Source organism: Alteromonas aestuariivivens (assembly GCF_003367475.1).
Taxonomy (GTDB): domain Bacteria; phylum Pseudomonadota; class Gammaproteobacteria; order Enterobacterales; family Alteromonadaceae; genus Alteromonas; species Alteromonas aestuariivivens.
In genome coordinates this window covers 259,361-272,498 of the sequence record NZ_QRHA01000003.1, presented here as the reverse complement: position 1 = coordinate 272,498, position 13,138 = coordinate 259,361, and the positions used below count along the sequence as shown (strand labels likewise).

The following is a 13,138-nucleotide window of genomic DNA, read 5'->3' as shown; positions in this document are numbered from 1 at the left end:
CTGGTTACTTGTTGTGGGGTTTACCCCTTTGCACATAGTCCGAGGTGATCGTTCTCGATATCAAAACCCCCGGTACACCCGACACTAAACAGCAGTCCGGAACATCTTTGATGATGCAGGAATTGGCAGCCACAATCGCATTGTCGCCGATACGGACTTTTCCAATGATTTTTGCACCAGCTCCCACATAGACGTTGTTGCCTATCGAAGGTTTGTCTTTAGAAAGAGCGCCTTTTCCAATATATACCCCCTGATTAATCGTCAGATTTTTGCCAATGTGTGCACAATCGATATGCACATTACTGAAGTTATGGATGACAAACCCACCACCAATGGTCTGACGCGGATTGATATAAATTCCAGTCAGTAACTTTACCAATGGCGCCATTAATGCGTGCACAAGTTCAAACGGCAGGCGAACCGGCACAGGCATCAATGTGCAACAGTGGCCAAAACGATAAAACATCACCGCAATTGTCCCATGTTGTAAAAGCACCTTTACAACCTGATTAAAAAAGCGTTGAACCAACACGTAGTTCTGCTGCTTTCTTCTAATATCAGTAAACATCAACTTCATAGTCCGGTCGTTCCGTTCCTTTGGCCTTAACGTCTGGTTTACTGGTCATACTGCGGAAAGGTCAGTACCCCTTCCTTGAGAAAGCTGCTGCCAGCACTGGTGACTTCCACAAACTCGGGTATGTAGGATTTCTTGACGACATTGCGAAGTCGGGCGGTATCAATTTGCCCCCTGTCCACTAACTGTGCGTAAATTTCCACCGTTCCTCTGGCAATGGCGTCCCAGTCAAAGTTACCTTGGATGGTTTCAAATGCCCGTTGACCCAGAACGGCAGAGAGTTGTGGGTCTTTCAACAGCATGAGAATGCCTTTAGCAAAGTCCTCGGTATCTTCGTCCTTTGCTACGTAGCCGTTGTAGCCGTGACACAAAGCTTTTGCGCTGCCGGCAAAACTCACGATAGCTTTTCCAGCGGCCATATAGTTCAGCAACTTAATCGGATAGCCTGGACACGAAGTTCGGGGACTGACAGTAACTGTCGCAGCATCGAGGAAGTCTGGTAATTGAGGGAAACTAACGTTTTCCACCATAATGACATTATTGTGCGCACCGACTTCCTCAGCTAACTTCAGTAACTCTGTTTTGGCCTTGTCATTCTTGACATTTCCGGCAATCAGCAGTTTTGCTTCGGGCATTTGTTTGGCTACGGTCCCCATTGCTCTCATCAGCAGATCGATGCGCTGAAATCCCTCAATCGCTCCGGTGTACAAGATAATGGGGGTATCAGGGGACAGGCTGAGTTTGTCGAATATTACCTGCCTGTTACCATGGGAGAACAGGCTGGGATCCACGCCCGGGGGGATAACAAAAACCTTATCACTATTGATGTTCATATTTTCTGTCAGGTAACCCTTGAGTTCATCGGAGAGCACCATGGAGGCGTTGCCCATGCGGGGAACGATGTAGTCGAGCAGTTTTCCGAATGCACGAAAAAACCACTTTGGCTTCAGAACATTGTAAGTGGGTAATTCATCTGCCATGCTGTTGATACCGTTATAGACTAACGGGGTTTTGGTAAACAGTTTGGCTACCCAGCCGGCAATGTTGGCTTCGTAATTGTGAGCGTGGATAATATCGATGTCGTGCGTCCGGATGACTTCGATTAGTTTGGGAATCAGCAGGTAATCGTAGACCACTCTGGATTTGCTGGGACCAATCGTTATTTTGTCATCTTTAAATCGCTTGGATTCAACTCGATGGATAATCAGGCCCTCTGTAGTCAGGCCTTCTTCATACTGTGGGTAAGTCACAACGTGAACTTCGTGCCCCTGCTTGTGCAAAAACAGTGAAAGCTCTCGTATTGCGCCCGGAGTACCATGGTTTGCAGGAAAAGGGCAGGAAGCAACCATGGCAATTTTCAGTTTTCTTTGCATAAATCAGTCTCAGATAAGTCGTTTAAGGGCCCGCAGTACGGAGCCAGGTGAGCAGGTTTGGGGATCGGGGGCTTGTAAGCTACCGAAGAAGAGGTACTGGTAATTTTGACGGGGTTGCCAATGACTACCGAGTTGTCAGGAACGTCGCTGAGTACCAGGCTATTTGCACGGACTATGACGTTGTTTCCAATATTCACCTCGCCCAGCACTTTTACACCGGGTTCCAGAGTGACGTTATCGCCAATAATTGGCAGGCGTTTTGAACCTCGAACATTACCGACGGTTACACCGGGAAAAACCGTAAACTGCCGGCCAATCGATTCTGCCACAATAAAAATGCACCCACCTCTGACAATTACAAATCCTTCGCCAATTTTTCCCCACAGCTGAATACTTATGCCAAAAAGGGATTGAATCAGGTAAAACATTGTCCAGTATGCAATTTTTGCCGGAATCGCCAGTGGCGCCGGAAGTCGCTGAATCATCCGACCGTAGCGGTATACCGCTACTGCCCAAAAAACGGAGCTGAAAAGTGTTGAAATCAAGCCACAGGCACCACTTTTCTCCTGAATCCGCATAGACTGTTTGATGTCAGCTGTTAAGTTCATGTCACCGTTCCTTGGTCCCGCCTTGTTCACGTCATTGAAGTCACATCACCAGTGGTCGCCCACTCCGTCGAGTTTTTCCTGGATCCAGGTTGTTTCCTTGGAAACTACCCTGGCAGGAACGCCTACTACGGTGCACCCGTCCGGCACGTCGTTCATTACCAGTGAATTGGCTCCCACTACCACATTATTGCCAATTGTTATATCGCCGAGGATCTTGGCGCCGGCACCCAAAAATACGTTATTTCCGATTTTGGGTGGGCGGCCTCCCTGACCACGAAGGTGCCCAATAGTTACATTTTGAAAAACAAACAGATTGTCGCCCGCCGTGGTAGGGGGAATAAAAATGCCTGAGAAGTTGTGAATGGCCAGCCCTTTACCCATTTTGAAGCGCGAAGGAATATAAATTCCAAAACCCAGCACCACCACGGATTTACCCAGAATGTAAATCAGTCTCAACAACTGCTTGAGAATGGGTACTTTTACATGATTGGTCCAGTGACCAAAACGGTAGACAACTACCGCGATGGTCCCGGGTTCAAGCCACACTCGGACATTTTTATTGAATGGCGTATCGTTCTTGAGAAACCAGTGTTTCTTAAGGTCGATGTCAGATTTAACCAGTGCCAAAAATTCTTTGAAGGTCATTCTCATTTGATCACACCCTTGACAAAGCTCGACAGTGAATCGATGGATTCAAATGTCTCTGGTTCGATATCCATATCGCTGATGTTGATATTGAAGACATTCTCCATTTCTGCGATCAGCGTTATCCGGTTAATTGAGTCAAGGTCCAGAGGTGACGATGTGGGTGTATCGCTAAAGTCTTCTCCTTTAACCTGACCAATAGTGGATTTGAGTAATTCAAGTACATTCAATGACATGGTTTTTACCTCTCTGATGTATGCTCTTCCTTGTTTGGATCACTCAAACAACGCCTTGGGAAAGCGTTCGGTGATCAGTATTGCCGCTTCACCACCCAGTACAATGCGATAGGTGCGAAACAGCACTTTAATTTTTTCTATCCGGTTCGAATTCTCGTCGTAATGAAAACTGGGGAAACGCTCAAGGCCAATTTCCAGAACTTCACGATACGATTCCATGCCCGAATCGCGAATCAGCATGCCAATACCAATTTCGCCTCGCAGCAAACGTTGCCGGAAAAAGGCAGGAATGATTTTTGGCCGGATAATTGAGAAGGCTGTGGCATAAACGCTGTGGCTGTTCGCTCCCTGCAGTTTGACCTCGCGGGTCAGAACATCCTCTCCACTGCTTACTTTTAGCCAGGGTACATCGTATTCTGCCTTGCGCAGCCCCTGATCAATGGGGACCACAGTAACCGGCTCCCAAAAGTAAGCCTCCAGACTCTTGGTCACGGTACCATCGGTGACAAGAAGGGTTCGCAGAAACGGGGGAACTTCCTCCATTGGGAGCTGCTTTTCCATGCCACGTTGAGGAATTGACCAGCCTTTCACAAATCCGTCTTTCCTGAATAAGGTTTGCTCGTTTTCAGTCTTACAGTAATACGGTTCAATCATCTTTTTACTCTCCTGAGCAGTGAAACTTGAACATCGATGTACTACAGATACTTGCGCAAAATTTTTCCTAAGGGGCTTTTGGGGATCGCACTCAGAAAAATGATTTGTTTCGGTACCTTATATTCAACAAGCTTGCCTTTTACGTAATGTTGAAGGTCTTCTACGCTGGCTTGTGACTGCGGTAACAGCACCACGTAGGCAACCACCTGTTCTCCATAAGTCTCATGGGGCTTGGCCACCACTACAGACTCTTCCACCTGTTCGTGGGAATTGATTAGTGTTTCAACTTCCAGAGGATCCACTTTGTTGCCGGCTACATTTATCAACAGCTTTTTGCGTCCTGTTACAGTGAGACCGAATTCGGAAAATACCCCCATGTCACCGGTGAAAAACCAGCCGTCCACAAATGCTGCCGCTGTCGCTTCAGGCATCCCATCATATTGCTTGGTCATTGCCGGACTGCGGACCCATATTTCTCCCTCTTCTCCGGCTAGCAATACTTCTCCTTCGTCACTTCGAATTTCGACGTCAATACCAGGGAGTGGGAAGCCGACAGTTTTTTTACTTTCAGGGCAGGGGTGTGTGTTGATGAACATAGCTCCGGTTTCACTGCTACCGTAAATTTGACCGATGTATATGCCTGTTCTATCGTGAAAATCCTTGAAGATTTTCTCTGACAATGGCGCACCGGAGGACAAACAGTAACGAAGTGAGCTGAAGTCGAGAGGGGGATTAAATCGGGCCAGAGCCATGATCTGAAACATGAAAGGTACGGCAGGATACAAACTGACTTTGTAGTCTGCTATGGCTTGCATGGTTTTACGCCCGTTAAATTCATGAGTAAGTACAATGCACTTTGCGCCGGAAAGCAGCGCCATAAGAAGTGCATTACCAAAACCATGAGCGTGATACAGCGGCAGAGTGCATAAAACAATGTCTTGCTCGTTTGCACCATTGACTTCTGACATCATGCTGTACTCACACACCAGATCCTGTTGAGTACGAAAGACGCGTTTGGATTTTCCGGTTGAGCCGGATGAAAATAAATACATTCCACCGCTTTGGCTCATGCTGCTACTGGAAAAGGATGAATGTTGTTCAAGGGCCGTTTCGTCAAACCAGGGAATCGTATGACGGGATGCGCAGTCAACAGCAGCTGGCAGCCCTGTGGGACTGCACAGCCCCTTGACCTCAGCCGTTTCGAGATAGTACTGAAGCTCGTTGGGTTGGTAGGTGTTGTTGACAGGCAACAGGATCCCTCCCAGTGCAAAAGTCGCCAGAGAATATACAACAAACGGGTACCCATTCGGATACAGGTTGGCAATGCAGTCATTTTCCCGTAAACCCTGAGCCAGCATGCAGTTTTTGGCGATCCTGACATCTGCCAACAATTGTGCATACGTATACTCAACGGAGTCTATTACCAGCGCTACAGCGTCTTTGCGCCGCTCCGCAACTTTCTCGAAACGATAACCAATCGATTCCACAAGCAGTCCCTCGTATTTAATTCAATCCTTACTGTATCTGGTGTAAAACCCCAGTTACTTCTTGTTCATGGCCAAATCCATGGCCGCACCTTGTGGTTTTCGCAGCTTTCCGTGCATTTCAATGAGTTCACGGAACGCCTTGAATATTACTTTGATGTTTGCTCCGGTCTGCTCACCAACTTCGCGGGAATAGTGATTTACCGGCACTTCCTTGATGGTCATTTTGTTCTGCTTGGCGCGGGCAAGAATTTCGGTGTTGATCATTGCCCCAACCGATTCCAGTTTGTAGCCATCAAACACATGACGATGGAATAACTTGAAAGCACAATCGATATCCCTGACTTTGACACCCAGTAAGGTTTTCACCAGCGTACCCCAGGCCCAGGCATTGAGTTTTCGGATCATCGGGTCTGCACGCTTTGCGCGGTATCCGGTAACGATGTCATGATGATCAATCCATTCCAGAAGCAGTTCGATTTCATCTAGGTCAAATTGTAAATCGGAGTCAGAAAAGAAAATAAGATCGTATTGCGCCGACTCGATGCCGGTTCGCAGAGCGGCACCGTAACCACGGTTCTTTGCATGGTGCTTGGCCACTACTTCAGGAGTGGTTTCAGCTAAAGCGTCCAAGCGTTCACAGGTTTTGTCCCGGCTGCCGTCATCAACAACGATAATTTCGATTTTATCGAAAAAGCGTCTGAAAGAACTTAGTGCAGCGTTCACTGCACGCTCAACGTTATCTTCTTCGTTGTAGGCCGGAAAAATAACTGAAATTCCCTTGTATGGTTTGCCGGTTTCTGAAAAAGCAATTCGTTCTTTCATTCTGGCTGAGTATTCGTAGCTATCGCTACCTTCAACAGCGTTGACGATCTCAATTTCTTCGTGGCCGTTGAGATCTGAGTAGTCTTTACGGTATTCCATAATTAATCCTTACGATTAAGCGTTAAGTAGATTCCTACAACTTTATGAAACCACTGTTAAATCCTTGTTTGTTCCCTGCTGCCTTTTACTAACTCAGTACTCCCGTAAAAGTACGTCGCATGCCAAACGTAACTTGCTCAGTGAATTGCGAAACAACAAGTTGTTTTGAGCAAAGTTCCTTAGCGTTATTATTGTCTTCCGTTGAAGCTTGTAACTCGTCCATGATGAGGAATGGTTACCGGCCTGCCTGTTTTTCTGACTGTTCTGGCTGAGCAAATCAGAAACCGGTTTCCACACCAACTCCGGCGCGTATCCGTATGTCGCCAAATCGTCTGCAGAGATGCGGGCGAGCAGATTTTTTAAGAATTGGTAATTGTTTGGATTCTCGACCATTTCGTGGGCCCAGCGTTCGATGCTTTGTTTACTCAGCCCCTTGTATTTTTTGATGCCTATCGGGTCACCAAGGCCGCTGGTGGATTTGCTTTTGTCGACACAGAGCATTTCCGGCTCGAACTGCAGGTTTAAAAACTGACATAGTTCCTGGGCATACCGTTGTGGATCCGACACCAAATCTTCATAGCGGATGTGGAAGATATCCATATCCGGGTCTTGCAACATGGCCGATATAGCAGGTATGTAACGCTCAAATAAAGGTTCGTGCTTTTGAGTCAGTGCATAATCGCCTTCAAAAAAGCTGTTCGCAAAGGACGAAAAAATGGCCGCAGGATGGCGACTTATCACGATGTATTTCGCTTTAGGGAACACTTTTTTGAGAAAAGGCCAAACGGTTGCATACTCAGGAGTTTTGTCCAGATATACGGTATCCGGATTGTTCCCGGTGGCGCAATTGTAAAGGGTCTGGGCATAACGATTACACGCATGCCAGTAATCCAGATCCCGGTTGGGCAAACTTTGAATGAAGTCTTTTTGCCCAATACCGGCTACGATGTGGTCGTAGGGGGCCTTGTCCACATTCTTCCAAACCCCCAAATGCGCTAAAGGGGTTAAAAGATGGGGTTCTGGCCCACCCATCACCTGACTGTGACCGGAAATGATCCTTTCCAGCATAGTGGTACCCGACCGAGGGGCACCGATCAGGAAAACAACACGGCTATCCATGGCTTCTCACTCAATATGTAGTTGGCTCGTCAAACTGCGAGTACAGACTTCCCTGTAAACTACGAAAGGGGAGGGAGTACTAAAAAACTAAGACCATACCTTGGTATTACGACCTACAAGCTTTTCAAATTCCTGATTGTGGTATTCGAAATAGGTCGCCAGTTTTTGTTTACTCACATCGTCGATGGACGGAGGACGTTGCTGACTGTCGTTGAACCGTCGCAGCACTTTGGCAATACCGGAGTCAACCACCCATTTTACAAAACGGGTGTAACCGCGGCGAGATAACCACCGATAGCTTTGAACCAGAACATTTTCTAACAGCAGAAAGCGATAGTTTTTCGCTTCATTAGACGGGATGTTGTATCCCTCCGGGAGGTAATCGATATCTTTAACACCAATGTGTTGGTATATCTGCCGCATTCCTGTAGGAATATCGCGCAGAAACTCTTCCAGAACAATAACCAGTATTTGTTCTTTTGGAAATACATCATAAAAGTTTTTCAGGTACTCGTGGTAACGGCCAGGAGCAAGGTTATCCTCATCCTTAATATAGTCAGAAAATGACAGGCTGGGTGAAATGTCACCTTTTCGGATGGAGTGCAGATAATTGGAAAATGCGCGTTTTACCGGGTTACGCACAATTGCAATCAATTTGGCATTCGGAAAATGCTTTTTGATTCTCTTCGGCGCTTCAGGGTGCGCAAGATAAGTGACAGAGAACTCCCCCTTGATCAGCCCGTCGTCTTTTGTTCCAAACTGAGATTGATACCAGCTGAAGTCATGTTCGGGGTAAAGATCGCTGAAGTAATTCAGCTCTTTGAGGTTTACGTCACTGATTTCGGGGTGCTTGACGATATTTTCATAAATCCAAGTAGAACCGCATTTACCTGAGCCTATGCCAATAAAGTCCACCGTGAATGGTGCAGTTTGCATAGCGGCTTTAATCCTTCTTCCATTGAAACGATTATTTGAAGCGACTGAGTCATCATAATGCGATGTACCAGAATAATAGCAACATGTTTGCCTTAGTTCTAATGTTGTTTGAAAGAACCTTGCAAAAAACGTCAGATGCGAAACTTAATTATCTGAAAATAATAATAAAAAAATATCTTAAGTTTTGCTTAAAGGCACTGATTTTTTGGCCTGGAGCAGGGCGCCGCATGCGGCTTGGAAGCTACCCAAACTGGTGCAAATAGAACGAAGCACCTCTTGTTGAGGTGCATTATTAAGCAAAAGTTACAAGACCGTTACTGTAATTGATTGTGCAACTGACGCAAATTGGCTTGCCAGGCGGTTTTTTCCACGTCCCAGACGTAAATTTCAAAGTAATCCGCATCAAAGTCATCGATAGCATAATTTATGCCATCCATCGGTGTAGCATTCTTGACTTTAGGGACGTGTTTGCTGTTGAACGTCTTGTCCCAGCTGCTTAGCATCTGGAAACCGGTTCTTGCCCGGGCGCCCGTATTGGTCATGTGCTGCGCCCAGGTGCTGCTGGGGTAGCCTGTTACCGGATTGCAGTTCGTGCAGGGGCGACTCGCCGCCAGGTTATCCATCCAAATCATAACGTTGTCAAACTGCAGCACTTCGGATTGTATATCACTCCACAGTGGACTTCTGCGATTGTCATCATGTATGGGCCAGAATGAGACAACCAGAGGGGTGCCGGGAAATTGCCGGGAGACTAGATCAAGTACGTAATCGATATGGTAATCCACGAGATTGGAGCGTGAGTAGCCCGGAACCTGGTAGATTTTAGTGCTGGCGTTGTCTCGAATTGCACCATCCGGGAGGCCCGGGAAGGTAGGGTGGATCAATCCAAAGGCAGAATGGTATTTAAGTGCCACTTTTCTGCCCCCTTGTTGTGGATCGGCAATGGGGTAGTTGGCGGCTGCCTGGATAAAATTGGCGTACTGCTCCAAAACGGTGCTGTCCCAGGGAGAGGGCTTGAGTACGCCACCGCTTATATAGGTATTCACTCTTCTCATCGAGGTTATGTAAGTTGGGATATCGCCCATCATCACCCAGGATAATTTTTGGTTCTTCGCAGCCAGTTTGGTAACAATGTGTTCCAGAGGCGCAAAATTGTACCGGCCCTGGCCTGTTTCGAGATCTTTCCAGGAATATCGCCAGGCATAACCATCAATGAAATCCAAATCCCGGATGTTACCATCCCGGTAGGTCCCATTTTTACCGTCCAGAATATACAGACCTTGGCCATAGGACAGGAAGGAAAAGCAGAAAAAAAGTAATCCCGAAAAAAAAGAACAGGATCGCGTCGAAAATACACGTGTTTGATAAGAATACTTTCTCATGTTGCACCTAATAATATCGTTGTAATGAAGCGGAATTTAAGAGGAATTCGCGAAGTCCATTCGCAAAGCGATAGCCCTTGTCCATAGAGGCACTGCATTTGGGGATTGCTTTGAACGGCTTTACAGGCTTGGTTGGAGCCAGCTAAAGACCTACTGCGATTCCATATATCGTTTTCTGTCTTACCGGAGAGTCGGTGCAGCAGAGCCTGTAGAGCTGACAGACAGAAAGGCACCAGCTCTCAATTCACCCGACAATTACAGGGGTAGCAAGGAGTAAGCCGAAAGGTCGAATTGTTATAATTAACTGGATGAATGTTGAGCTTTTTGGGTATAAGCAATTGATTTGTAATATGTGTATTTTTTACAAAAAAGTATGAGATTTATTCGGGCTGTGGGTGACAACTGAAAGAAAAATTCATTATAAAGGGTGGGTCTGTATGAAAAAAAACACACCCTCATTGAGAGGGTGTGGTAAAAATATTGTTAACACAGCTTGCTTATTTGTGAAGTATTTCCTGGAATTGCTTCAGGCCTGCTTGCCAGTCTTTGCGCTCCAGATCCCAGGTGTAAACTTCAAAATACTGAGAGTCAAAAGCTTTCATCGCGTAATCCATGCCGTCCATAGGCGAGCCGTTTGCCACTTTAGGTACGTGGTTAACATTGAAAGGCTTTTCCCATGAACCCAGCATCTGGAAACCAGTCATCAGCTTGCCCGATACGTTGGTCATGTGCGTTGCCCAGGTTTCCTGTGGGTAGCCTGTATAGGGTTCACAGTTTGTACAGGCACGGCTTGCAGCCAGGTTGTCCATCCAGATACCTACGTTATCGTACTCTGCAAATTTGTCGTTCAGTGCATCGTACAAACGGTAAGAACGATCACTGTCATTAATTGGCCACAGTGAGAAGAACAGTGCTTGCTTACGGAAAGTGTTGCGGAACAAGCTGACAACCTGGTCTACGTGTTGGTCAATCAGTTTGCTACGAGAGTATCCAGGGATGTCTTTGATTTGGATACCTTCATTGCGCATGCCACCTCGCGGAGTTCCCGGGAAGGTAGGGTGCAGAACTGCGTTTACCGAATGATAGCGATAAGGAACCATGCGATTGCCTTTCTTCGGATCAGGCATTTTGTGCATGGCCAGAGCATTTACAAACTTGGTGTAACGCTCCATCAATTTAGGATCCCAAGGTGAAGGCACAGCCTGATTTTCATAGATGTAAGTGTCCATGCCAGGAGTTTTTGCCAGGTAATCCGGCAGATCAGGCATGATGATCAGAGACAGTTTCTGATTTCTTTCGTTCAGTAACTTAACAATGTGGTCCAGACCACTGAAGTCATACTTGTCTTGCTGAGGTTCCATTTCCTGCCAGGAAATACGCCACGCGTAGCCATCAACAAAATCATGGTCACTAACGCAGTCGTCGCGGAACTGGCCACGATTACAATCGAGCGCGTACAAACCGGTAAGTGGCTTCATTTGCTCGTTTACTGCAAGGGTGCCAAAAGACGTAAAGGTCATTGCTGCGGCGGCGGACGCTGTAAGAACAGCCTTTTTGATAAATCGGTTGGAAAGAAGATTTTTGTTCAACATGGGAAAACCTCGATACTGCTAAAGTTTTTTGTTGCGAAGTGACTGTTAGTTCGTCAACGCCGGGCCAGAATAGAGGTGGGAATTGGGGATTACAAAAGGTATTAGTTATTATCACTTATCTATAGGTATGCTTTTATATAAACGCTATTAATATTAATGAGTTAGAAAATTCACAAACGTATTAAATTGAATAATGAAAGATTTTTTTTTATTTCGAAGGTTAAAATTTGACCGCCTGTGGGTGAGCGGCAAGTGAAAAAGAGGTTGGTTAATGAGGATTTTGTGGTCAAAAAGTGCTCAGGCATGGTTGAGGAAAACACATGCGGACATTACAAGGGCTATTTTCATACCTTAATTCCACTGAACAACCCGGAAGCTGGCGGGAATGCGTACGTGAGAAATGGGTTTTACTCCATCTGAATTTGCATTAAACAGCTTTATGGCAGGAAAATTCGTCTGCCGGTGTGCTTTGACGGTACAAAAATCTCAATAAAGAGGGATTAATCAGCTCGTTAGGGTAGCACCACCAAAGAGCTGTCGTGTAAACTACCGCCTTTTATACTCAGGCACGCTGCAAACTTGAATTAGGCGCAGTATTCCAGCCATTATACCAATTTGAGGGAATCATGGAGCTTGAAGCCATTATCAATCAGGCCGTCAGTTTGATTGACGCTGCCGAAGAGGCAGCCACGCTCGACCAGGTCAGGGTCGAATTTATGGGTAAGAAGGGGCATTTAACTGAACTGCTGAAAAGTTTGGGTAAATTGTCTGCTGAAGAGCGCCCGGCCGCCGGCCAGAAAATCAACCAGGCCAAACAGCAAATTCAACAGGCCATTCACGCCAAGGGCGAAGCACTTCGCAGTGCTGAAATGAATAGTAAGCTGGCGGAAGAAGCTATTGATGTCACGTTACCGGGGCGAACCACAGTTCCGGGAAATTTGCATCCGGTCAGCCGCACAATTGAACGAATTGAATCATTTTTCGGCCAACTGGGATTTGCGGTCAAGACAGGTCCTGAGGTTGAAGATGGCTTTCACAATTTTGATGCTTTGAATATTCCGGCAAACCATCCGGCCAGAGCTGATCATGATACCTTTTATTTCAATCCGGACGTAATGCTGCGTACGCAAACTTCCGGCGTGCAAATACGTACGATGGAAGTAGAGAAGCCGCCTTTGAGGATCATTTCTCCAGGGCGGGTTTATCGTAATGATTACGATCAGACTCACACCCCAATGTTTCATCAGGTTGAAGGCCTGATGGTGGACAGAAATGTCACCTTTACCGAACTCAAAGGTATTTTGCATGATTTTCTGCATCATTTCTTCGAAGAGTCGTTGCAGGTGCGTTTTCGTCCTTCCTATTTTCCGTTTACCGAGCCTTCTGCGGAAGTGGACGTGATGGGTAAGAATGGACAGTGGCTCGAAGTGCTGGGTTGTGGGATGGTGCATCCGAATGTACTCAGAGCTGTCAATATCGACCCCGAAGAGTTCACTGGTTTTGCCTTTGGTATGGGAGTAGAACGTTTGACCATGTTGCGTTACGGCGTTACCGATTTGCGTTCATTCTTTGAAAACGACCTCCGTTTCCTAAAGCAGTTTAATTAAGGCA

At 46.5% G+C, this 13,138-nt stretch carries 13 protein-coding genes; 1 reads left to right on the top strand and 12 read right to left on the bottom strand.

The window, feature by feature from the left end; all coding sequences use genetic code 11:
- Positions 1–4: 4 nt before the first annotated feature.
- The 12 genes from DXV75_RS05610 to DXV75_RS05555 form a co-directional block, all read right to left on the bottom strand.
- Positions 5–577 carry a serine O-acetyltransferase gene (locus DXV75_RS05610; RefSeq protein WP_115592403.1) on the bottom strand — a complete coding sequence of 191 codons (573 nt, stop codon included), beginning with the start codon at positions 575–577 and terminating at the stop codon, positions 5–7.
- Between the two features lie 38 nt (positions 578–615).
- A complete protein-coding gene (locus DXV75_RS05605) occupies positions 616–1,947 on the bottom strand; it encodes a glycosyltransferase family 4 protein (protein WP_115592402.1) in 1,332 nt (443 codons plus the stop codon).
- Positions 1,932–2,555 carry a serine O-acetyltransferase gene (locus DXV75_RS05600; RefSeq protein WP_115592401.1) on the bottom strand — a complete coding sequence of 208 codons (624 nt, stop codon included), beginning with the start codon at positions 2,553–2,555 and terminating at the stop codon, positions 1,932–1,934. Before DXV75_RS05600 ends, DXV75_RS05605 begins: the two co-directional genes overlap by 16 nt.
- Before the next feature lie 45 nt (positions 2,556–2,600).
- The gene (locus DXV75_RS05595) at positions 2,601–3,206 is read right to left on the bottom strand and encodes a serine O-acetyltransferase (RefSeq protein ID WP_220272511.1); all 606 of its coding nucleotides are present in this window, start codon (positions 3,204–3,206) and stop codon (positions 2,601–2,603) included.
- Positions 3,203–3,436, bottom strand: a complete 234-nt coding sequence (locus DXV75_RS05590) for a phosphopantetheine-binding protein (RefSeq protein ID WP_115592400.1) — start codon at positions 3,434–3,436, stop codon at positions 3,203–3,205. Before DXV75_RS05590 ends, DXV75_RS05595 begins: the two co-directional genes overlap by 4 nt.
- 39 nt (positions 3,437–3,475) lie before the next feature.
- On the bottom strand, positions 3,476–4,090 hold the full coding sequence (locus tag DXV75_RS05585) for a chorismate--pyruvate lyase family protein (RefSeq protein ID WP_220272510.1): 615 nt from the start codon (positions 4,088–4,090) through the stop codon (positions 3,476–3,478).
- Between the two features lie 41 nt (positions 4,091–4,131).
- Positions 4,132–5,577, bottom strand: coding sequence for a class I adenylate-forming enzyme family protein (locus DXV75_RS05580; protein ID WP_115592399.1), 1,446 nt, complete (start codon positions 5,575–5,577; stop codon positions 4,132–4,134).
- A gap of 54 nt (positions 5,578–5,631) precedes the next feature.
- Positions 5,632–6,498: a glycosyltransferase family 2 protein gene (locus tag DXV75_RS05575; RefSeq protein ID WP_220272509.1), complete on the bottom strand. Its 867-nt coding sequence runs from the start codon at positions 6,496–6,498 to the stop codon at positions 5,632–5,634.
- Positions 6,499–6,591: 93 nt separating this feature from the next.
- A complete protein-coding gene (locus DXV75_RS05570; protein ID WP_115592398.1) occupies positions 6,592–7,617 on the bottom strand; it encodes a sulfotransferase family protein in 1,026 nt (341 codons plus the stop codon).
- A gap of 87 nt (positions 7,618–7,704) precedes the next feature.
- Entirely contained in the window at positions 7,705–8,553 is an 849-nt protein-coding gene (locus DXV75_RS05565; protein WP_115592397.1) for a sulfotransferase family protein, read from the bottom strand.
- Between the two features lie 314 nt (positions 8,554–8,867).
- Positions 8,868–9,935 carry a hypothetical protein gene (locus DXV75_RS05560; protein WP_115592396.1) on the bottom strand — a complete coding sequence of 356 codons (1,068 nt, stop codon included), beginning with the start codon at positions 9,933–9,935 and terminating at the stop codon, positions 8,868–8,870.
- A 497-nt stretch (positions 9,936–10,432) separates the two neighbouring features.
- Entirely contained in the window at positions 10,433–11,527 is a 1,095-nt protein-coding gene (locus DXV75_RS05555) for a beta-galactosidase (RefSeq protein WP_115592395.1), read from the bottom strand.
- A gap of 626 nt (positions 11,528–12,153) precedes the next feature.
- Between DXV75_RS05555 and pheS the strand changes: the two genes are divergently transcribed.
- Entirely contained in the window at positions 12,154–13,134 is a 981-nt protein-coding gene (pheS, locus tag DXV75_RS05550) for a phenylalanine--tRNA ligase subunit alpha (RefSeq protein WP_115592394.1), read from the top strand.
- The last annotated feature ends 4 nt before the right edge of the window (positions 13,135–13,138 follow it).